The sequence below is a fragment of the Flammeovirga yaeyamensis genome (genome assembly GCF_018736045.1).
In the GTDB taxonomy this organism is placed as follows: Bacteria; Bacteroidota; Bacteroidia; order Cytophagales; family Flammeovirgaceae; genus Flammeovirga; species Flammeovirga yaeyamensis.
Window position 1 is genome coordinate 1,145,844 of record NZ_CP076133.1, and the last position, 23,852, is coordinate 1,169,695.

Here is a 23,852-nt window from a genome sequence, read left to right on the forward strand (position 1 = left end):
TTTTCAATGTTTAGGCTCGATCAAAATGAAAACCAGTTAAATACACTAGAACTAAAAAGAAATTGGGCAGGGAATGTTGAATTTAATCCCAAACAAGTTGATTTTCCATCAACAGAAACTGAAATCCAAAAATTAGTCTTAAAAGCAGCCAACCAAAGAAGTACTATTCGAGTAATAGGAACAGGGCATTCTTTTAGTGCTTTATGTCAGACAAACCAGATTTTGATGAGTCTAGATAATTATCAGGGTCTAGTACATGTTGATAAAAATAAACAACAAGTGACTGTAAAAGGAGGTACCAAATTAAAACTATTGGGAGAGCTTCTTTGGAAAGAAGGACTCGCTATGGAAAATCTTGGTGATATCGATTCTCAGTCTATTGCAGGCACAATTAGCACAGGAACTCACGGAACAGGAACCTCTTTTGGAACCATCAGCTCACAGGTTATATCACTTAAACTGATTAATGGAAAAGGTGAAATTAAAACCTGTTCGCTTGAAAAAGATGTTCAGTTATTTAAAGCTGCTCAAGTTTCTTTAGGTGCATTAGGGATCATCACTGAGGTGACCCTACAATGTGTTCCAACTTATAAACTGCTCATCAAAAATAGAAAAGAAGGCCTCAATACAATTTTATCCAGTATTGAGGAGAGGAATACGCTTAACCGAAACTTTGAATATTATTGGTTCCCTTATACCGAAACAGTATGGACTAAATCTTCTAACATTGTCGAAAGCGGAGAGCCCGATAAAGACAATCTATTGAATTACCTCTCCGAATTATTATTAGAAAACTATACATTTAAGGGATTATGTGAATTTGCTAGATTATTTCCCTCCCAAAATAAATTGGTCTCGAAAATCATTGCTCAATCTGTCCCAACGATGGAAAAATTAAACCATAGTCATAAAGTATATGCCACCATGCGGTTAGTAAAATTTACTGAAATGGAATACAGTGTACCAGCAGAAGCCTATCAAGAGGTAATGAAGGAAGTGATAAAGTTGGTGAACTCAGGGAAGTATCCTATTCATTTTCCAATCGAAAATCGCTGGGTAAAACAAGATGATATTTTTATGAGTCCAGCATATCAACGTGATTCAGTATACATTGCTTGTCATGTTTATAATAAGAAGAGCTACAAAGAATATTTCAAGGCTTTAGAATCAATTTTAAGAGCCTATGGCGGTCGTCCACATTGGGGTAAACTAAATACCATTACTCAGAAAGATGTGACAGAACTCTATCCTAAATTCATGGAATTTGATGCTGTTAGAAAAAATGAAGATCCAGACGGGATGTTCACGAATTCGTATTTAAAGAAAATTATTGGATAATGGGTTTAGAGAATAACTATTTCGAATTACTTAATTCTATATTGAAAGAAGGGAATCGAGCCATACCTTTTTTAATGCTTGATCTTGATCGTATTGATGAAAATATTCAATTATTACAAAAAGAATTGAAGACAGAAGCACACCTTCGGATAGTGGTGAAGTCTTTACCTTCTTATCCTTTGATTGCTTACATAGCGAATAAGTTGCAAACCAATCGCTATATGGTTTTTCATCAACCCTTTTTAAGTGATTTGGCCAGCAAGTTAGATCATCAAGCAGACATTTTGATAGGCAAACCAATGCCTGTAAAAACAGCGGCTTATTTCTATAAATATATTTCAAAAAACAATCCTGATTTCAATCCATTTACTCAAATACAATGGCTTATTGATACCAAAGAAAGGGCTTTACAGTATTTACAGTTAGCAGAGAAATTAGGTCAGTCGCTTCGCTTAAATTTAGAAATCGATATTGGATTACATCGTGGAGGATTCCACTCATTTGATGCATTGAATGAAACGCTAACTCTTATAAGTGAGCATTCCGATAAAATAGAATTTAGTGGTTTTATGGGGTACGATCCGCATGTGGTTAAAATTCCTTCGGTCATACGATCTCAAAAAACCTCTTTAAAAAGGAGTAACGAATTCTATGAGGAATGTAAGACTTTGGTATGCGAAAAATTCCCTCAACTATGGAAGGATCATCTCACTTTTAACGGAGCAGGTAGCCCAACGGCAAGTCTACACAATTCAGCTTCTTCACCATTAAATGATATTGCAGCAGGTTCCTGTTTTGTTAAACCAACTACCTTCGACATACCTACTTTGCATAATTATCAGCCGGCCTGTTTTATAGCAGCACCTGTTCTAAAAAAAATGAAAGGAACAGCAATTCCTGGATTAGAAAAATTGAAAAAGTTTATGCCTTTCATCAATAAGAAGAATGCGCAATCTTTTTTCATTTACGGTGGATATTGGAAAGCCGACTATATTTATCCAGAACAGTTGGAAGAAAATAAACTCTATGGTGTATCGACGAACCAAACGATGGTCAATGCTCCCAAAAACACAAATTTAGAAGTGGATGATTTTGTCTTTCTACGCCCTCATCAAAGTGAGTTTGTGTTTTTACAATTTGGTAAGTTGGTTATCATTAAAAATCAAAAAATCGTTGATGAATGGGAGTTGATGAACAATAATTGAAAAACAACTCTTTGGATAACACTATAGATAAACGATGAATTGTGTAAGAATATCAGTAAATTGTATTTAGCATACATCTCTTTATAGCCATAAATTTGTAGTAGAAACAATCTGAAATATAATTAATTTGATATGAACATTTTACAATCTTTGGAAGCCTATACAACAGCACAAAAGTGGGTGGGAATTAACTTTATTATACTAGGTTCTATTTTGGTGATATTGGCTGGAATCTTTACATTTTTTGTCGCTAAAACTCCAATGTCAAGCGGTATGAAATGGGGAGCATTGGTTTCTGGAATATTTATTATTGTAGGGGGAGTATCTTATTATAGTTTTTGCAATAAAACACAATTAAGCTCACAAGCTATTTACGAGAAAGATGTAACAGAATTTGTCCAATTTGAGTACGAACGTATGGAGAAGGTGGATAAAGATTTTTTACTCTATCAGCTTACCTTCACAGCATTTATAGTGGCGGTATTGATTATCATATTATTTATCAATATGCCTTTATTAAAAGGTATATCTTATGCAGTCGCTATTTTATTCTTGGGAATACTATTTATCGAAGGATTTTCTCATACATCAATCACTAAATATACTTCTGAATTAAAGAAAGAAGTTCAGCGTTAGTCACCTAACGTTCTTATGAGTGATTAACGAAAAATTAACTTTGAGAAGCAGGTCTAAATTGTTAAATTCACAACATAATAAATACAATTTTTTTAACTCTATTATTTTTTAAACTAAAAGCCAAAAATGCACTATTATTTTAAAGTATTACAGAACTATGCCACATTTAGCGGACGTGCAAGAAGAGAAGAGTATTGGATGTTTGTTCTAATCAATGCCATCATTTCTTTTGTCTGCGGATTTATCTGTGGTATGTTGGGCTATCCAGAATTGGCTAACCTTTATTCATTGTTGATATTATTACCTGCAATTGGTGTTGCGGTAAGAAGAATGCATGATGTTAGCAAAAGCGGGTGGTACATCCTTATTCCTATTTACAATCTTATTCTTGCTATACAAGAAGGAGATCATGGTGATAACGAGTATGGAGCTGATCCAAAATCAGAAACAATCTAAACCATCAAATAGTATAATGGGATCATTATTATCTCATTATACTATTTTTTTGCAAATTATATTCTTCACATTTACAGCGAACAATTTCTTTCTTCCTTCATCATATTGTTTGACCTTTTCTTTAATCTGAAAGACTCTTTCTCATGAAATACTACAAGAACAAAAACATTTATATTACTGGTGGAACAAGTGGTATTGGGCTTGAAATGAGCAAACAATTGCTGAAGTCAGGAGCTAATGTGGTGGTGTTTGGAAGAAAAAACTTATCAGAAATAGAAAGCAAACTATCTGAAAGTACAAATGAAAATAGTGTTGCAGCAATCTCTTTAGATACGACATCAGTTGATAGTGTAATTGAAGGATTTTCTAAAGCACAATCAATAGTTGGAGATCCTCATGTAGTCATTCATTCGGCGGGCATTGGTAGAAGTGTCGCCTTTAATCAATTTTCTGAAGACGATTTCAAAGAAACCATCAACGTCAATATTTTTGGGAGTCGTAATGTAGCAGAAGTGGCTTTTCCTTATTTAAAAAAGACAAATGGACAATTACTTTTTATTGCCTCTTTAGCAGGTATTGTCACCAATTACGGATACTCTGCCTATTCGGCTTCAAAGTTTGCCACATTGGGATTTGCAGGTGTTTTGAGAAGTGAATGGAAGCCGGAAGGTGTAAATGTTTCGGTAGCTTGTCCGCCAGAAATTGACACTCCACTTGTAGAAAAGGAAAGATTGGAATCTCCTAAAGTAGCGAAGGTACTCAAGCAATTTGCAGGGAATCTTGAACTAGACTATGCTTGTAAGATGATGTTGAAAGGTTTATCAAAAAAGAGTTATATGATCATACCTGGCTTTAAAGCAAAGTTAGTAGCAATAACTCAGGGCATTTTTCCATCGATGAATATTTGGATAAGTGATTTGGTGATACGGGTGATAATGAAAAAGAATAAATAAGATGCACATCTTTCTTACTATGCTATTTACAGTGCTCTATAGTTTATTTCTGTATTATTGGAGCACAAATAAGCCTTTGAATTTATCACATAAGGTATCTATTCATTTAAAGTTAGCTCATTATTTTTCTTTTTCATTAACTGGAATTATTGCTATAATATTCATCAATTTTAATATAGGTTTAAGAGGGAAATGGACTTCTAGAATGATCATACTTATCTTTTTTTTAAGTGGGATTTTATTTCATTTAATTGCAGAAAAAGAAGCTATGAAAAAGTGGGGGTTTTGGTATTTTAAAGGCTTTTCCTTTTTACCAATAGGAATATCATTATTTACGTTTATACCCTTTTTAGGACCTGTTATCGTATTTTCTATACTAGGTCAACTTTTTATACCTGTAGACAAAATATATTATGAAGATGATCAGCTTAAAGTTCAAACTCGTTTTGTTGGGGTATTAGGACCTCCTCAATTAGAAGTTTACCAAAAGGAATTCATTTTCGAGAAAAGAATAACAGACCATAATGCTTTCTAGAAATATAATATTGAAGAAGTCTCAGTATCATATGATGAAGACTCAACAAGAATAAAATTGAAATATCGGAATGATGATAAGATGGATGTTCTAAGTTTTGAGACGGTTGATTAACTTCACTGTTCGTAGTATTAAGACGTAGTTGTCATTACGAACAAAAGCATAGTATAAGTTTGTATACTTATTACTAATACATTATCGTTTAAACTTATATTAGTAGAGTTTTAACGTAGCAAACAATTTTTTGATATATAAAACTAAACAGAATGAAAAACTATTTAATCCTACTTCTGTCATTTTATTTTTTTAGTTGTGATAATGAAATAACGACTTTAACTTTTGAAAGCGTTGGTGTTTCATTAGATTACCCTTCTAATTGGACTGAAATTAATGATAATTCAATTGTTTTTGGTATTGCAGATATTTCACTTTTAGAAGGAGGTGGTTCGAGTATACTTCTACAAAATACAGATTCCGTACAATCCAGTTTTTATGGAATCAAAACTTTTGAAGAATATGTAGATGCACTTTACAATAATGTATTATTAGATAGTAATAATTTATTGACTGAGAACCTTAAAGATATCTATCTAAATAAGACAAAATGTAAAAGATTTTCGGTTGAAAAAGAAGGTAAGTTGACAAAGGTAATTCAAACTACGTACTTGTTTAATTATAATAGTAAGTATTATAATATTATTTTAACAGAACCACTTGGTATTGGAAAAAATAAACATAATGAAAATCTAAAGATATTGTTGAGTCTAGGATTAAAAAGCACTGACGTTAATAAGTTGCTTTAATAAAATATATAAAGTCACTACGAACTTATAAATCGTATAAGTTTGCAACTTATTACAACTATTTAAAATGAGCAGAATCAGAATAACTAATCAAAATCTAACTATGAATTACAAATTTCTTCTTTTATTATTTACAGTTACTCTTTTTTCAAATCTAGCAACCGCACAAGGTTTTTATATCGAAGCGGGAACGAATCTTTCAGATTTGAATCAACCAAAAGAGAATCATATTGCTCCTACAAAATACCAATTAGGGTATCAAATCGGGGCCTCAAAGGATATCCCAATTAAAAATAATTTCTCTTTTTTCCCAAAATTAATGTTTGCCTATAAACGAGAATATTTTGAGGAATATTTTTATCTGCCTAATGACCTTGGTCTTAATAGTCGTTATGGATTTAATACAAATACTAAAGAGTATCACTTGGAGATACCATTAAATTTTAAATATAAATTTGATTTAAAATCTTCATCTGTTTTTATACTTTTTGGTCCATACCTTAATATACTTATATCTGATAATTCTAAATCTGAATTAGTGATAAATAATATTCCAGAACCTTTTGACCTAGGAAAAATGTCTTTCTCTAGAAATTTAGATTATGGCTTTAATTTTGGAGTTGGGTATCAAAAGAAAAGATTTATTGTAAATGCATCAATGGATTATGGTTTATACAGAGATATTAGTACTGAATACTCTGATGAATTCTCGGAATTTAATACGACTTACTCTAATAGAAACTTTACTTATCGATTACAAGTTGGGTATCAGATTTTTTAATTATTAGTTTTGAAATAGAATATTTTATGAGTTTCTAAGTAAAGATCCTATGACACCAAAACAAATAGAAAGAGTTCAGAATAAAATTAAGAAAATCCGTAAAGCACTTTCAGATGAAAGAAGACGTTTTGGCGGATATCATGATGGACGAGGACTTCGATACGCACCTTTCGAACTCTATTTAAAAATTCAAGATTATAAAGGCGGAGCTACTTATTTAAGATGGTTTCTAAAAAACTTTCCGGATGATTATGGTTTTCCTACCCTTTGGATAATGTCTTCAATTATCTATTTTAAAAATAAAAAGAAAAAGGAAGCAGAGAAAATGGTGTTAACCACATTTTTTAATGATCCAGTGGTTTTTAATATCTTCATAGATACTCCAATTGAATATGTAACGAGCACCCATTTTAATCTTGATGCTATCCAAGAATTTTATACAGAATTGCAACAGAAAAACGATTTGTCTGATTTTAAAACTTGGTTATTAGATTTTACCACAACTGAGAAATTTCTTCATTATAAAAAAGAATATTTATTGTTAGAAGAAAAATTGACTTCTTCTCAAAAAGAGAGTGAAAGGAAGGGGATTTTAGAGCTTCAATCTAAGTTAACGGATTTGAGTACCTATTAATCAGACAATCAAAGTATGAGCAAAAAACTTCTATCGCAAAGACATCCCATTTTTTATTTTATTTCGATATGGATACGAAGAATAATTCGTTTAGTGTCCATGCAATTTGATGGAAGAACTTATGCTCAAAATCGACAAGTAGATAAATTACCTTATCGGGTTAAAAAACATCAATCTAAATTGATAAGAAAACTCGGCGAAACAGATTTAACTTTACAATACAATAAGGTAGAAAACCTGAAAATTGTCATCGGTTGTTTAAATGGTTTAATAATTAAGCCCGGGGAAACATTCTCTTTTTACCATTTAGTAGGTCGACCAACAAAATCAAGAGGTTTTAAAGAAGGGATGGAGTTATCTTTTGGAAAGGCTCAATCAGGTATAGGTGGAGGGATTTGTCAAAGTACCAATTTATTGCATTGGTTAGCATTGCATAGTCCATTGACTGTATCAGAAAGGCATCATCATAGTATTGACCCATTTCCTGACCAAGGTAGAGTATTGCCTTGGGCTAGTGGTTCTGCCATTTTCTATAATTATTTAGATTTCCAATTGACGAATAATACAGAGTGGACCTTTCAAATTAATTTATGGATGACTGAAAAGACAATAGACGGAGAAATTAGAGTAAATGAAGAATTAGATTTTGCCTACCACGTTTACGAAACAGATCATCAGTTTTTAAAAAAAGGGAGTGAGTTTTATCGAACAAACAAAATTTGGAGAAAGAAAATTGCTAAATTCCAAAGCGGGAAATTATTAGATAATGAGTTATTATATGAGAATTATGGCAAGATGCTTTATACACCTGATGAGTATCAGGAAATTTCTTAAATATCACAAAACTTAAAAAGCATTCTAATAATTGCACTTTTATCATTTCTTCTTATCGTCAGAATAATCAAAAAAGCGAAATAGCCCTGTAAATTTTCTTCACCTTATCTCTAATACAGTTCACAACGTCTTCATTAACAAAAAAACGCTGCTTATGTAAGATTTGAGCTAATGAAAGATATAAGCAAACTAGTACGGTAATTATAAATACTGCAATTTTGAGGTACTATCAAGGGTTTAACCATCCTTTGACCTATTTTTTTGACGACGAACTGAAAGAAATGAATAAATTAAATCTACTTTTACTACTGCTTTGCTTTAATATATCAGTAAATGCAGAGTTAAAAAACAACCGTTTTGATAGGATATATGATATCCATGGTCTGAATCAAAATACAGTATCTTCTATACATCAAGATAAATCTGGATTTATTTGGTTGGGCACCCCTAATGGATTATTCCGATATAATGGAAATGAGTTCAAGTCATTTATCCATCAGCCGGGAGAAGAAAATACTTTAATAAATAGTTCGATTCAATCGATATTCGAAGACGCTAACGAGCACTTATGGTTGGTGACTTCTACTGGGTTGTCATTGTACGATTTGAACACCGAGAAGTTTATCACTCCAAAGAATTTTAATAAACTGATTGCTCCTGATGAGAGGATTAAAAAAATTCAATCAATAGACGACAAGCAATTATTGATATTAACGACTCACAAACTCCATAAGGTGACTATTGGCGAACATTACCAATTGAGTTCGGAAGTCATTAAAGAGACCGAAAAATCTGGAGTACATTATCATTCGGTAAATGTAAATAATGGAAAGCTTTATCTCTTAAATTATAATGAAATAGAAGTTTTTCAGTATAATGGAGAAGAATATGTTAAACAGTATGCTTTAAAGGCGACTGATCTTCATCAGAATGGTTTTTGGTCTAGTACTGTTGATTTGGTGAATGATAAATTGTACATCACCTCTAAGAAAAAGATTTTTGAATTTGAACTGAATTGGGAAAAAATCAAATTGGTCAATACCTTAGAAATTAAGGCAGAGGAAGCTGCTTTTAAAAATGCTTCAATTAAGCAAGTTAAGATCGATCAAAATGGTATTGTTTGGGTAATTACACATGCAGATGGTGTTTTCTCTTACGATACACACACAAAGAAATTTAATCATTACTACAACACGGTAGAAAACTCATCTATATCAAGTAATATTATTAACGATATTCTATTGGATGATTCTGGAACATATTGGTTCGCTACAGGGCACGGATCTATTAGTATTCTAAACCCAATGAAGAAGCCTTTCCATAATATCTCGAATAACTACTACAGGCCTAAAAGCCTTTCTTCTAACCTTATCAATTCTATTTTTATCGATAAAAATCAGAAACTATGGGTGGGGCATTATGGAAAAGGTCTGAATATCAGCAATGAGAGATTTAAACTTGAGAATGCAGAACAGATAGATTTTGAATCCTATTTTGATAATACATCTATTTCTTCCATCAAGAAAATTGATGATAAAGTCTACATCTCTTCATCTACAGGATTGTATGTAACAGATGAGGATCACCGTAACTTCGATCGTATTTTTCCACAGACTAAACATTCTATCTATCATGTTGATATTGTAGAGAAGATCAATAATACGCTAATTATTTACGCTTATGGTCAGTTTTTCCTTATGGATGAACAAACAAAAAAAGTAACAAAGGCCAATAGCTTAATTAAGAATATAGATTTGTTGAAGAACATCATGGTCATTCAAATATTAAATGATAATGATAAAGGACTTTATTTAGGTACCAACAAGGGATTGTTCTATCTGTCATTTTCTGATACATTCGAGGTAAACAAAGTAACGGATAATGAAGAGGCAGAATTCTATATGAGTAGAATTTTTGTAATGCACCGTTCTAAGTCCGAGAAAGATGTGCTTTGGGTAGGAACCTTTGGCGACGGTCTTTATAAGTGCAAATTCAAAAACGGAAAAGTGGTAGAATACGAGCTATTCTCACAAAAAGATGGTCTGCCAGACAATGTAGTTTACAGTATTGTAGATGGTACCGACGAATCTTTATGGATCTCTACAGATGGCGGAATCGCAAAAATCTACCCTAAGTCAAAACAAATTAAAGTATACGATGTAAGCGACGGCTTGCTTGCTGATAACTTCAGAAGAAGTGCTTATTTTAAAATGGATGATGGTACTATCCTCATGGGTAATCTTAGAGGGATTACCGCTTTCAATCCATTGGATATTAAAGATGATGAAATCGTACCACGCCCTCAGATTTTGAAATTGAAGATCAGAAATGAAGAAATTAATCCTTTGATGGAGTACGAGGGAGTAACATTACTTCAGAAACCTATTTATAAGACAGATGAAATTGTTATTCCTTACGATCTGAATCAAATTAACTTAGAGTTTGGAGCCATGCAATACAATGCTAAAAATGGTATCCAATACTCTTACAGAATGCTAGGGGTGGATAAAAAGTGGATTCAGGCAGGGCAGAATCAGCAAAGTGCCAATTTTGTGAAATTGCCAAGTGGAGAGTATACATTCGAACTTAAAGCCTCAAACAGTGATGGAGTAGAAAGCACTGAAATCAAAAGACTAAAGATTACAGTTTTAAAGCCATGGTATAAAACAACTTTCGCTTACCTTGTTTATACATTGTTGTTAGCAGTAGTTGTGGTAGGGGTAGTCTTCTATCTTAGATATTTATTTAGATTAAAGCAATCGATCTTATTAGAAAAGAAAGACAAGGAACATATCAAAGAAATCAACGAGGCGAAGTTGAAGTTCTTTACGAACATCAGTCATGAACTAAGAACACCACTTACGCTAATTTTAAGTCCATTAGAAAAGCTGACTTACGATAAGAAGTTGCCAGAAGATTTAAAGGAATATGTGGAGAATATCAATACCAACGGTCAACGTTTATTGAACCTTACCAATTCACTGATTGATTTCAGAAAGATAGGTGAGGGTGAAATGAAGATCTATCCGGTTTTCCATGATGTCACTCCTTTTGTGACTAAAACAGCAGAAGCTTTCCATGACTATGCCAAGGACAAAGAAATTGATTATAACATCGATGTAAAACATGTGCCGATTAATGGTTGGATTGACAAAGGTACCATGGAAAGAATTTTGTTTAATTTACTTTCTAACGCATTTAAGTATACGCCAAAAGGTGGAAAAGTATCTTTCTCAATTGATAAAGTAGAAGATGAACTTCAGTTGATAGTTTCGGATACAGGTCTTGGAATGGACAAAGATGAAACCGAAAAAATCTTTGATAGATTCTATAGAGGTGATAATGAGGAAACTTTATTTGGAAGCAGTGGTATTGGTCTAAACTTGGTACAACAACTTCTTAAGCTGCATCATGGTACTATAAAAGTGGATAGTGAAAAAGGAAAAGGAAGCAAGTTTACGGTCTGTATTCCTCTTCTGCATCCAGAATTTGATAAATCAGAAGGTATTATTGAAGAAGTAGAAAATGTGATTACTGATGATCAAAATAAAGCACAAATTAAAGGAGATAAACATAAATTATTGATAGTTGATGATAATGTGGAGATCCTCAAAATGGTTAAAAATCTTTTCCATGAAGAATACGAAGTTCACACCGCAGAAAACGGTATTGATGGCTTAGAAGTCGCCTTAAAAGCTACTCCTGATGTGATTATTCTTGATGTAAACATGCCAAAAATGAATGGTTACGAATTGGCAGAGAAGTTAAAAGAAAATGTACAGACGAGTCATGTACCTATCATTTTCTTAACCGCAATGAGCGATTTGGGTAGTAGACAGAAAGCTTTAGAAAAAGGTGGTCAGTTACATATTGGTAAGCCGTTTTCTCCGTATTTATTGGAACTACAGATTAACAATATCATCTCTCAGAAAGATAAGGAGAGAGAGATTCTTAAGAAGAACATTATTATGAGTGCTGACAAAGAAAAAGTACTCACAAAAGATGAAAAATTCCTTCAGGACATCAAAAAGATTTTAGAAGAGGATTATGATAACGACGAGTTTACTGTAGAGGAACTATCGGTAAAAGTAAATATGTCGTACATCCAATTTTATAGAAAATTTAAGGCAGTAACGGGCATCACTGCCAACGAATATTTAAGAATGTATCGTTTAGAAAAAGCGTCTCACTTATTAAGTAACGACGAGAATATTACCGTAAGAGAGGTAATGTATAACGTTGGATTTAACAGTCAGAGTTACTTCACTAAAGCGTTTAAGAAGGAGTATGGTTTAACGCCGGCTGAATTCAAAAAGAAGAAAAAAGAAGAAAGAACACAAATGGTTTAATTGATAGTAAAAAGCAACGATTAGATATATATCGTTTAAAGAGAATCATTAAAAGCGGGTAGTTTTACAAAAAATAATTTTGATAACTACTCGCCTTTTCTGTCCGTCTACTTACAGAATGGGTAAACTACTCTTATTTGAAATGAAACGAAACATCTACTTTACATTATTATTTCTATTATTATCTATCAAAGGCTGGGGGCAATTGCCACTTTCCTTATGGGATTTTGCACATACGAATACGTACATGTATTTCCCAGAGGTGTTAGAGAAATCGGAAGAGTTCTATATTCAAACCAATCATCATTTTCTTCGATTTAATTCAAGTGAATTAAAATTAACGAGGTTCAGAAGTATCGCCTCTTATGAGAAGTTATATCAATTATCTGACCTAGTGGGAAAGGAAGATGATGATATCCTTTCGATGTATTTGGAATATAACGGAGAGAAATATAAGGTGATAAGAAACGAGGCATCCAAAGACTTTATTGGCGATTGGGTGGAAGGTGGCAAATTCTATCAAAGACGTTATATATCTGATCTTAAACTAGAGGATGGTGGTCCTTTGTTTAAGTTTGGATTGGAAATCGCCTCATGGAACGATGCCTTTTCTTTTACTTTAGATTATGATGAATATTTACTTCCAGAAGATGAGATGACCTTAATAATTGAGTTAAGGTTGCCTGAAGATCAATACGAAGTAAATGCAGATAATAGTTCTCAAATAAAGATTCAAAGTGATAATCATGTGACTTGGGATTTAACATCGAACAAGGAAAATAACAGTATTTCTTATAAAAAAGGAGTGGTTTCGATTACTTCTCCATTATCAAATAAGTCTATTTCTGCATTGTTCCAGAGAAGAATTCAGAATTACTATACAGGGAAGTTATTGGTGTATGCTAATGATAAGAATGCTCCATATCAAACATTAGAAAGCTACAGAGATCCACAAAGACAAGCTACTGTCATTTCTATGAGTGGAAATATGGAATCAAAATTTGGAATGGAACGCACCAAAGTAGTCTTTGAGAATCCGACTGATGAAATACAGTTTGAGCGAGTGATATTTGAGAAAAAAGGGGTGGTAAAAGATATTACTGGTGCCTCTTTGATTTTGAGAGATAAGCAAGGATTTCCGACGGGTATTCCCATTCAAATATCAAAAAACTGGCACAACGATTATAAGCATAAGTTTAAAGGTCCTTGGTTAAGAGGATTTACTATTGTGGCCATTCCTTCAAACGAAAAAGTGGAATTAGAACTGAGTAGAGTGACGGGTTTTTGGGGAACTTTACCTGCCGCATCCCATAGTCAATTATCCCTTACTTCTTGGGGAAAAGAAAACCAAGCGAGTCATCAGTTATGGGAAGAATCGGCCATTGGCGCTTTTGGAGAGAACATTTGTTACGAACCCTATGGTGGTATTGCAGAATCTATGATTACAGATGTTCGACCTTTGTTTGTGAAAAGTACCCAACCAAATATCAAAGAACCTGAAGAATACAATTGGACACCCAATGTTGGCGGAGGAGATTTCTTGCGTTTTTATGATGATAAAGGAAATAGAAAAAACATAAAGCAGGTAAAAGTTGATTACATACGTAACTGCCCTAACTTAACGGAAGTAAGTTATAAAGGAGTCACAGCAAATGATGAAGCCGATTATAAATTAACGACTCATCTAATGCGTACCAACGATTTTGTAAAAGCATATTATCATATAGAATTAGATGTAAAATCTAAATTAGAATTTAGTCGATTGGCAATTGCTCAGTTTGGATCGGAAACCTACGCGTACTCCTACGAGAATAAATTTGCTTTTGGTAACGAAAATGGATTGCTAAAAGAAATTGAAAACCGAAAAGATAAATTGGGTTATGTGGTTCAGGAGATCAATACCCCTGGGGCAGCCCCATGGGTTAGTATGCACGATGCAGTAAATTACGATCTTCAGAATTATGGAACGTGGGCCAATAGAGGTTTAATTTTAAGAGAGACAGTTATTATTATTAATGGAAAAGTGGTAAAGCCACAGTTTTCTACGTTTGTGCATTACAGCAAAAGAATTCAAAAGCCAGTCACTTTAATGGAATTGAATCTACCTTTACACATCAAAGAATTGAACGAAGGAGATCGAATTGATATGACTATTGAGTTATGTATTCTGCCGAACGAATCAAATAGTTATTATGGAGACAATGAGGCTTTCAAAAATTTCATATCAGAAGAAGCCAATACTTGGGAACCTATGTATAGAGAGGCGCATAAAAACACTCAGTTGATCTTTTTAAAAAAGGGAAAACTACTTCGTAGAAATCCAATAAAAGTAGAAGCAGAAAATGATGAAGTGATCTTGGATATTACGAATGGGTTAGGGTATGTACCCATCACTATATCGAATATTTCCAATTATAGAGACTTCAATATTGTGATTACAAAAAATGGAACTCCGGTAAATTTAAAGGAACAAGAAAAGTTTGGAAATGATTATTGGCAGACCGACTATAATGCAGAGACCAAGACATGGGAAGTGACCTACTCTGTTCCTATGGATGAAAGTTTAGAGCCATAAATATCGATGAATACGTATCAGAAAAGCCCTTTTTTCTCTTTTTTGACACTATCAGATCAAAAGTAAGAAATGTAATATATGAGCAAATTGAAATGATATAAACGCACTAATATTGTATCAGATTCAATCAAAAGAAGTTTATTTTTTAATTTTAATGAAATGAAGAGAAACAAAATACTTTTTGTCGTACTACTTAGTATGCTGCCTATAGTTTCTATTTTTGCACAAGAAGAAATGCAAAAATTCTTCCGTACTTCTACCGTTGTTTATGATATAGACGGTCAGAGTAGAAGAATCGGTATGGGTCATACTCCTGTAAAAGGAGCAGTAGAAAAATCTATTGTGGATACTCCTTTTGGTAAAGCAGAACAATCAAAAGCTTATTTCGAAAAGGATGGCTTTGGATTGGAGTTACATATCAGAAAGCTTCAAGATATTAAAGCTTATACTATTCAAGGTTACTTCCATAACAAGAGTAATAAAAATGTAGACCTTAGAGTATTCGATTTATTCGATACTGAAAGAGGTTTTGCCGGAACAGTAGATTTATCTAAGCCAGAACAATGGTTAATCACTCCATTAATGGAGCATAAGCATGCGGAGACTTTAGACAAGTTAAACACGCGTTATAAAGAGGTGGCTTTGGCTTACAATACAGAAAATGGGAAGTCATTTTTAGTAGGCCCAGTTGGACCAGCAGACGCACATTGTAATGTGAACATTAGAAAAGGAAACTTGTTCAATACAGTTCGTATGGATGAAGTATTGGTAGAGCCAGGTGAGGTTAGAAATAGTGAAGAAATGATCTTCTTATACGAAGATGATAAAGATACAAGTATTGATATTTGGACAAAGTGGGTAGCGATTACACACAATGCTAAATTAGACAGAGATCCTGTTTACGGATGGTGTAGCTGGTACGATAGAACCACTAAAATTGATGAAGCACACGTAATGAACGTGACGAAAACAATTAAAGAGAATCCAAATACATTCGGAAGAGGAATTGTGCAAATCGACGATGGTTATCAAAAAATGGATGGCGATTGGTCAGCAAACGAAAAATTCCCTTCAGGTATGGCAAAAGTGGCTGAAGAAATTAGAGCAATTGGTGCTACTCCAGGCGTGTGGTTCGCTCCTTTGATGATCAACCCAGAACATCCTTGGGCAAAAGAAAATCCTGAAGCATTACAGACAAATGCAAAAGGTATTGAGACGTTTATGAACCCTAACTCTTTCCACCCAGATGGTGCAAAGTGGATTAACCCAACGCATCCAAAATCGAAAGAATTTTTATTCAACATCATTAAAGATGCTAGAGAGAGAGGTTTTGGTTATATTAAAATTGACTTCAACGGTATTGGTCAAAATTATGTAGATCCAAAGTTAACGAGATTACAAACATTCAGACAACTGTATACTTTGTATAGAGAAGCAGCTGGAGACGATATGTATATCCTTTCTTGTCTTGGTCAACCAACAAGAGGTGTAATTGGTTTTATCGATGCAGCACGTGTTGGTCCTGACTCTCACCCAGCACATTTCGATCACTGTTTAGAATCTGTATTGAGATTCCAAATCTATCATAAAGTATGGTGGAATAACGATGCCGATGTTTCTTACTTAGAATCAAAACTTCCTTCGCGAAGAGTAGGTCATACTCACCAAGAAGGAATGTGGCAAACATGGCACAACTCTGTAGCACTAACAGGTGGTACGGCTATGATTTCTGAACCAATCGACGCGGAAGATGTAAAAGAAGTGTGGAGAAACTACGAAATCATGCGACCAGGTGTGATCGAAGAAACAAAACTTTTAACACTAGGAAAGTCTGCTGATAACACTGTGTTTGGTTTTCATGCAGAAAGAACATTTGGTAACTTCGGAGTATATAATCTATACAATGTGGATAAAGAAAATAGAAACGATGTATCTATCGATTTGGTAGAAGCAGGTTTACCAAAAGATACAAAATGTGCCGTGTACGACTTCTGGAAAAACGAAGTAGTAGGTTATGCAACGAACACATATACGGCAAAAGATCTTCAGACCAACTCTTCTCAGATGGTGAGATTTACACCACTTGTTGAGGGGAAGACACAAGTATTAGGTTCGAACTTACACCTTTCAATGGGGGCAAACGAAATCAAAAACATGGTCGTGAAAGGGTCTAGTATTAAAGTGGAACTAAGCGATCATGGTGCACAAAATGGCGATATCATTTTCTACTCAGAAAAAGGGATTCAGGCCAACAACTCTAAGAATTGTGAGATCGAGAAGGTGGAAAGCTTGGGTAACAATCTTTGGAGAGTGTCATTATCAAATAGAAAGTGGAACGAAAAACAATCTTTCTCTTTGAAACAAGTAGCATTATAGATAATCAATTTCATAGATCTAAAGCATGGGCTTTGTTAGGCCCGTGCTTTTTAAAATTAGAGTTCTATTATCAAGAAATGAAGAATTGGACAAAAGATTGTAAAATATAAGTCATTTGAACATCGATTTTTCAGTCATATTTGTCAATAAGAATTATTCTTTCAATCGAATTCCTTGAAGATAACAACTCGAACAATTTAGAGTCTTCTTCAGGAGAAGATAATTTTACTTAAAACTGTATTAAACTTACATAATTAATAACACAGATGGTATAAGGTATAGAATTTGATATTTATTATTACGTCTACTTATTTTTTAATAATAAATATCTATTCAAATCTTCATCGAAATTTTATTAGAAATGAAAAAGAATTTGAAAATTTTCGCAGCAGCTTCAATGATGATGTTGTCAACTGCTGCAATAGCACAAACTGAACAAGCAGAAGAAGTAAAAATCATGGAAGGTAATAGAGTGTATGTTACTAAAAATGATCAAGCATTTGGAAGTAAATCTTATTGGAGAATTAACATGGATAAAGCTGTCGGTGGAGAAGCATTATCTATGAAAGGTGAAAAATATGAGAAAGGTTTAGGCGTGCACGCTCCATCAAAATTAGTATTTGATGTACCTAGAAAAGCACAATATTTCTATGTTGTTCCTGGTCCTGATGACGCACACAATGGAAAAATTACAATGTCTATAAAAGTAGACGGAGAAGAAGTATTTACTACTGGACAAATTTCTAGTAAGACTAAAAAATATACACCAACATTACAACAAATTGATGTAGCGGGAGCTAAACAAATTGAACTAATTGTTGAGGAAGGTGCTGATAATGGTGGTGATCACGCCGATTGGGTAGAGGCATTTTTCGTCGAGGGTAAGAAAGAATTTAAATTGAAAAACCCTAACTATGGTGCATATACAGAAGACGAGTCTTTGGTATATCTTACAAAAGAAATGGCTACGACTAACGATTCTTACTGGAGAGTAATGAACAACGAAGGTGTAGACGGTGGTTTCATCAGCATTAGTGGAAATCAATTTAGAAAAGGTTTGGGTGTTCATTCCACTTCAACAATGGTTTTCCCTGTGAAAGACAATTATGTAAACTTTGTGGTTACGCCAGGTGCTAACGATTCTAATGGTGGTAAAATTAGAATGATCATTAAAATTGATGGTGAGGAAGTTTACAACAGTGGAACGATCAATAGTAGAAAGCAAACTGTTGAAGAGCAGAGCTTTAACGTTAAGGGTAAGAAAACTATTACACTTATCTGTGAAGATGCTGATGATAACCAAGGTGGTGATCATGGTAGCTGGGGCGATGCTCGCTTTACTACAAAAGCAGATTCTAAGTAATCGTTATCTGTAATATAAATCAACTTCTAATTGATGTTGAAAAAGGTTGTCACATCATCGGATGCGACAACCTTTTTTTATCCTCTTCTATATGTTTATCTATGGTGATCACATCCTTAGGATCATCTTTCGACAAATTACATTAAAGCATGAAAACGTATCTTTCAAAGTGTTGGGTATTGCTATTCACTATTGTAGGATTTCAATTCACTTCCTACGCACAACAATCTGCACAAAGTATCTGGGAAAACTACGATCCAAAAGCCGAACCTATTAATGCTCAGGTTTTAAAAACTTGGGAAAACGATAAAGGAAAATTTGAATATGTGGTCTATGATATTGGTAAATTAGAAGGCGATAATAAATCGGCTTCACCTAAAGTGGCCGCATATTATGGTTACCCAAAAGATGCTAAAAATGTTCCAGCCATTGTACATATTCATGGTGGTGGTCAGAGAGCTGAATTATCTCGTGTAGAAACTTGGGTGAAATTAGGTTACGCATGTATTAGTATTAATTGGGGTGAAAAACCGTTAGAAGATGGTCTTCAGAATACGGATTGGGACGATTTACCTGTTGGCTTTTTAGGAAAAGATAAAGGGTTAGGTTTCCATAATACGGTCACACCAACAGAAAAAACATTATATAAAGAACCGAATGCCTATAACAGCAGTTGGGTAGAAATTTCAATAAGTGCAAGAAGAGCTATTACATTCTTGGAAGAAAGAGCAGAAGTAGATCCAAACCGTATAGGATTAGAAGGCCATTCTATGGGCGGTTTTGCAACGGTAATGACAGCCAATGATCCTCGTATTAAAGCCGCAGCTCCATCGGTTGGTGGATCGGGTTATTTACATCAAGATATGTGGGGTTTGCCTAAAAGTAAACGACACATGAGGACAGATTTAGAGTTATTTCAAAAAACAATTGCTTCTCAGTCATCTTGGCCCTTGATCAAAACACCAATTTTGTTTCTAGGCTCAACTAACGATTTTAATTCGCCTACAGAATTGGTCGTGAAAGGAATGTCGTTATTACCAAAATCCACAGAAAATATTTTGGTTTTGGCACCTCATTTAAATCATAGATTTACCAAAGAAGCACATGCTGCTCGTTTCCTTTGGATGGACGCTCATGTGAAAGGTACTTTTACTTTTCCTAAAAAATCAGCTTCAGAATTAAAGCTGAAGACCAAAAATAATATCCCAGTATTTACAGTAGTACCTGATCAATCATCAGGATTACCTATTGAAAAAGTGGAGATTTTCTATGGATACAGTAGAGATCCAAGAAATCGTTTTTGGCATTCTGCTGAAGTGAAACAAAAGAAAAACAAGTATTATGCAGAGTGCCCAGTATTTGATGATAAAGAGCCGTTGTATGCCTTTGCCAACATCACTTACAAAATAGACCACATGATACCTGCCCATCCAGGAAAAGACGAGACCAATTTATTCACGGTTTCATCGGAATATCAAATGGCCTATCCGGATGAACTTCAATCGGCTAAAGTAAAAGCAACAGCCAGAAGATATGCTATTATCGACGATTTTTCTAACGGTATGCAAGACTGGTATACGCTATTTAGAAATAACCATCACCATTGGTTCTTTGGAACTCGTAAGCTTTTCGATCCATGTTTTATGGGACCAAAAGGTGGAAAGCTTAAAATTCAATTGGAAACAAATGCAGAGGATAATCAACTTGCTGTAGGCATTGAAACGAACACCTGGCAAAATTATACTGGCAGAAGAAAAGAGAATTATTATGCAGTAGTTACTTTAAAGGACAAAGGGATCAATACATTAGAACTTTCTCCAGAGGACTTTGTAACGAATAATGGCAAACCTTTAAAAGATTGGGACGAGGTAACAGAATTAACATTATCACCAGCATTTAATCTTCATAATAAAATGAAGGCAGATGAACGCTGGAAAGGGGATACACCAACGATGAAATCCATGAAATGGATTGGGGGTGATTTTACCAAATGGAGAAGAATTTACCCTCATGAAAAGAGAGACGATGCCGATGTGCAAAAAGTAATTAGCTTCGATAACGAATTCCAACAGGCTATTGACAAATCTGTTGAGTTGGAGGATAAGGATAAAGGTTCGAAGTGATATTGATAGATATATGACTTATTAAATGAGAGAGGTCGATTCATATTATTTATGAATCGACCTCTTTTCTATTCGTAGTGTTAAGCGTATGCGTCACTACGAATTTTGTTGTTGTAAAAGTCTTTGACTTATCACCCAAAACCCAAAGTAACTACTTTCTTTATTCATAAATATCTTTACGATGTCCAACATCTATAACATCAATAATTAATTCTTTATCAATTATCTCATAGATAATTCTGTAATTAACAACTTCGATTCGGTAAGCATCTCTACCTTTCAATTTTTTACAAGCATTAGGACGAGGATTTTCAGAAAGGTTGATAATAGCAGTTTTCAGTTTTGAATAATAAGGTTCTTTAATTTTCCCTAGGTTTTTGATAGCTTGTTTGGTGAAATTGATTGAATAACTCATTATTTTTTATTACGTTTTTCTTCAATCATATTAAATGCATCCTCCATTGGAATTCGTTCTCCTGTATCTTTTCTTTTAGCTTCATCATAAAGTTTAATTTCTTCTAATTCTTCTAGTTCTTCCAATATTTTATTGTACTCATTTATGGGAAGAATTACTGCGAGCTTATTTCCTTGATTATCGGTTATAAATTGAGTTGTCATGATATTTAAGTGTTTTGAATCCTGTATCCTTATTGATTTATACAAATATACGTAACTAAAAGAAAAAATGATGTAGTTAGATTGTATCAATCATCATAATTAGAGAATTCAGAATGTCGTTATAAGTTACAAACTTATGTTCTATCACAGTTCATAGAAACGCCTAACGGCAAAATTCTACGAACTGTGAAATATTTTCAGTTACATCAAACTCTCCTCCTCAACCTTTGACACATACAAATAAAACGCATTGGTTTCTTCACCATCTTTTGTGGTAAACCAAGCTGTTAAATCTGTCTGTCCTTCCTCAACATCAACAGTAATGTCTGTGGAGGTTAAAGTATTGTCAACCGATGCTTCGGATACCTTGTTTCCAATTTTGATAAACGCTTTTTCGAACTCCAATGACTTTCCTTTTACTCTAGCATCCACATACTTTGTTTTCGGATAATCATCATTTAATTCGGCATTTAGTAGAAGTCCACTTTCTTCAGGCCAACGACTTAAACCAATCTTATATTTTCCTTTTTTGGTGAAGTTTACAAGGAATTTAGCAGGTTTCATCAGTTTACCATCTCGGATAAGTTTTTGATTCCAAGGCGGGTAATTATCATCATCTGTATGAGCATCGTGACAAGTGATGACATCTACTTTATCGATACCCAAATCAATGACTGAATATTTTGTTTCCTGAATCATCTTGTCCCACCAAGTAGTGTAGAAAGCATTCATTTTCTCCACTCTTTCTTGATGTTGATCGGCTATATTATTTTCTTGACCAGGATCTGTTTTTAAGTTATAGAGATCTTTACCATCAATCAAACGCCAATCGCCTTGCATCACACAGCTTTGTTTTCCTTTTTTTGGCCAGGATAAGCGTTGAGTGTCCACTATAATCATACGTTCTTCTGGCTTGTTTTCGTTTTGAAGGTATTGGCTGATATCCACTCCATCCAACTCTTTTTTAGGAGTGAAAGGAACCTTGGCCAAGCTCGTTAATGTGGGTAGTAAATCAACATGTGATGTTAATTCAGACAATGTTTTTCCACCATCAAGTGCTCCGTTAGGCCAACGAATAATCATTGGAACTCTATGTCCACCATCATAATGACTTGCTTTTGTTCCTCTCATCCCAGCATTATAACCGTATACTTTCTTGGTTTTTGGATCTTTTTTAAATCCATTGGCAGTACCATTATCCGTAGTAAATAAAACAATAGTATTGTCTGAGATTTTTAGCTCGTCTAGTTTATCCAATAATGTCTTAAAGTTATCGTCGATATTGGTAATCATACCATAAAATCGTTTTTGACTTTCTAGCAATTCAGTTTCATCAGCATATAGATCGTAATATTCCTTTGGTACATTATAGGGACCGTGAGGTGCATTTAAACTGATGTAGGTAAAGAATGGTTCATCTTTAGAGTTTTCAATAAATTTGATGGCTTCCTCAAACCAAACATCAGTGCAATAGCCCTCGTGTTTTTCTGGTTCTTCATTTCTGAAGTAAGTGTCGTCGAAGTAATTATTGTTCCAATAATCTGGCGTTTGTCCGATTCCGCCACCACCATGGTAAAGTGCCCTATCAAAACCTTTATCATGAGGTCGAAACGGATGATTATCACCTAAATGCCATTTACCAAACATTCCCGTTTTGTATCCTGCGTCTTTCAATACCTCTGGTAAAGTTTGTTCATCACCGTTTAACATAGACGCCCCCATTATGGTGTGCCAAACACCCACACGGTTAGGGTTTCTTCCAGTCATCATGGCCGATCTAGTCGGTGCACATGTTGTCGAAACGTGATAATTAGTGAGGTTGATACTTTGTTTGGAAAAGGAGTCGATTGCAGGTGTTTTAATAATCGAATTGCCTGTATGCCCCATATCACCATACCCTTGGTCATCGGTAATGACCACGATAATGTTGGGTCTTTTTAAATCATCCTTCTCTATTATTTTCACACAAGATTGGAAAAAGAGAAACGAACTGATGAAATAAAAGAAGATTGTGTAGTTACATTTCATTTCAAAAAAATTAATTAATAATGAAGATGATTAGTCTAATACTTATTCTCTAATAAAGCAGTATAAATGTGTACGGACGTTGCACTGCAACGTCCCTACGAAACATTTTAAGACTACCAATTTTATTGATGACGAATATATTAAACTGGAAAAATCTCCTAATAAATATATCCATCCTAACATTTATTACTTATCACGTTTATTACATTTTAAGATGATTTTCTTTCCCTTGAAGCTGAGAGTTT

General features: G+C 33.9%; 18 protein-coding genes. 15 read left to right on the forward strand and 3 right to left on the reverse strand.

What is annotated here, in order from left to right; all coding sequences use genetic code 11:
- The first annotated feature begins 6 nt into the window (after window positions 1-6).
- The 15 genes from KMW28_RS24435 to KMW28_RS24505 all read left to right on the forward strand — a co-directional run bounded on the left by KMW28_RS24435 (window position 7) and on the right by KMW28_RS24505 (window position 20,961).
- Entirely contained in the window at window positions 7-1,338 is a 1,332-nt protein-coding gene (locus KMW28_RS24435; RefSeq protein WP_169663538.1) for a D-arabinono-1,4-lactone oxidase, read from the forward strand.
- Entirely contained in the window at window positions 1,338-2,543 is a 1,206-nt protein-coding gene (locus KMW28_RS24440) for an alanine racemase (protein WP_169663539.1), read from the forward strand. The genes KMW28_RS24435 and KMW28_RS24440 overlap by 1 nt, the downstream gene beginning before the upstream one ends.
- Before the next feature lie 132 nt (window positions 2,544-2,675).
- Window positions 2,676-3,179 (forward strand): hypothetical protein, encoded by a 504-nt coding sequence (locus KMW28_RS24445; protein WP_169663540.1) that lies wholly within the window; start codon window positions 2,676-2,678, stop codon window positions 3,177-3,179.
- Window positions 3,180-3,305: 126 nt separating this feature from the next.
- The gene (locus tag KMW28_RS24450) at window positions 3,306-3,635 is read left to right on the forward strand and encodes a DUF805 domain-containing protein (protein WP_169663541.1); all 330 of its coding nucleotides are present in this window, start codon (window positions 3,306-3,308) and stop codon (window positions 3,633-3,635) included.
- A 143-nt stretch (window positions 3,636-3,778) separates the two neighbouring features.
- Entirely contained in the window at window positions 3,779-4,588 is an 810-nt protein-coding gene (locus tag KMW28_RS24455; RefSeq protein WP_169663542.1) for an SDR family NAD(P)-dependent oxidoreductase, read from the forward strand.
- Between the two features lie 76 nt (window positions 4,589-4,664).
- Complete coding sequence (locus KMW28_RS24460; RefSeq protein WP_169663543.1) at window positions 4,665-5,123, forward strand: hypothetical protein; 459 nt, start codon at window positions 4,665-4,667, stop codon at window positions 5,121-5,123.
- Window positions 5,124-5,389: 266 nt separating this feature from the next.
- On the forward strand, window positions 5,390-5,926 hold the full coding sequence (locus KMW28_RS24465; RefSeq protein ID WP_169663544.1) for a hypothetical protein: 537 nt from the start codon (window positions 5,390-5,392) through the stop codon (window positions 5,924-5,926).
- 103 nt (window positions 5,927-6,029) lie between these two features.
- A complete protein-coding gene (locus KMW28_RS24470) occupies window positions 6,030-6,707 on the forward strand; it encodes an outer membrane beta-barrel protein (RefSeq protein WP_169663545.1) in 678 nt (225 codons plus the stop codon).
- Between the two features lie 49 nt (window positions 6,708-6,756).
- The gene (locus tag KMW28_RS24475) at window positions 6,757-7,341 is read left to right on the forward strand and encodes a hypothetical protein (RefSeq protein ID WP_169663546.1); all 585 of its coding nucleotides are present in this window, start codon (window positions 6,757-6,759) and stop codon (window positions 7,339-7,341) included.
- 15 nt (window positions 7,342-7,356) lie between these two features.
- Window positions 7,357-8,175 (forward strand): VanW family protein, encoded by an 819-nt coding sequence (locus tag KMW28_RS24480; RefSeq protein WP_183363943.1) that lies wholly within the window; start codon window positions 7,357-7,359, stop codon window positions 8,173-8,175.
- A 281-nt stretch (window positions 8,176-8,456) separates the two neighbouring features.
- Window positions 8,457-12,524, forward strand: a complete 4,068-nt coding sequence (locus KMW28_RS24485; protein WP_169663547.1) for a hybrid sensor histidine kinase/response regulator transcription factor — start codon at window positions 8,457-8,459, stop codon at window positions 12,522-12,524.
- Between the two features lie 142 nt (window positions 12,525-12,666).
- On the forward strand, window positions 12,667-15,099 hold the full coding sequence (locus tag KMW28_RS24490) for a hypothetical protein (RefSeq protein WP_169663548.1): 2,433 nt from the start codon (window positions 12,667-12,669) through the stop codon (window positions 15,097-15,099).
- A 159-nt stretch (window positions 15,100-15,258) separates the two neighbouring features.
- Window positions 15,259-17,475 carry a glycoside hydrolase family 36 protein gene (locus KMW28_RS24495; RefSeq protein WP_169663549.1) on the forward strand — a complete coding sequence of 739 codons (2,217 nt, stop codon included), beginning with the start codon at window positions 15,259-15,261 and terminating at the stop codon, window positions 17,473-17,475.
- Window positions 17,476-17,836: 361 nt separating this feature from the next.
- Window positions 17,837-18,838, forward strand: a complete 1,002-nt coding sequence (locus KMW28_RS24500; RefSeq protein WP_169663550.1) for an NPCBM/NEW2 domain-containing protein — start codon at window positions 17,837-17,839, stop codon at window positions 18,836-18,838.
- 149 nt (window positions 18,839-18,987) lie between these two features.
- On the forward strand, window positions 18,988-20,961 hold the full coding sequence (locus KMW28_RS24505; protein WP_169663551.1) for an alpha/beta hydrolase family protein: 1,974 nt from the start codon (window positions 18,988-18,990) through the stop codon (window positions 20,959-20,961).
- A 160-nt stretch (window positions 20,962-21,121) separates the two neighbouring features.
- On the opposite strand, the gene KMW28_RS24510 is transcribed toward KMW28_RS24505, so the two are convergent.
- The 3 genes from KMW28_RS24510 to KMW28_RS24520 all read right to left on the reverse strand — a co-directional run bounded on the left by KMW28_RS24510 (window position 21,122) and on the right by KMW28_RS24520 (window position 23,607).
- Window positions 21,122-21,376: a type II toxin-antitoxin system RelE family toxin gene (locus tag KMW28_RS24510; RefSeq protein ID WP_169663552.1), complete on the reverse strand. Its 255-nt coding sequence runs from the start codon at window positions 21,374-21,376 to the stop codon at window positions 21,122-21,124.
- The gene (locus KMW28_RS24515) at window positions 21,376-21,579 is read right to left on the reverse strand and encodes a hypothetical protein (RefSeq protein WP_169663553.1); all 204 of its coding nucleotides are present in this window, start codon (window positions 21,577-21,579) and stop codon (window positions 21,376-21,378) included. Before KMW28_RS24515 ends, KMW28_RS24510 begins: the two co-directional genes overlap by 1 nt.
- A 201-nt stretch (window positions 21,580-21,780) precedes the next feature.
- Entirely contained in the window at window positions 21,781-23,607 is a 1,827-nt protein-coding gene (locus KMW28_RS24520; RefSeq protein WP_169663554.1) for an arylsulfatase, read from the reverse strand.
- Window positions 23,608-23,852 lie beyond the last annotated feature (245 nt).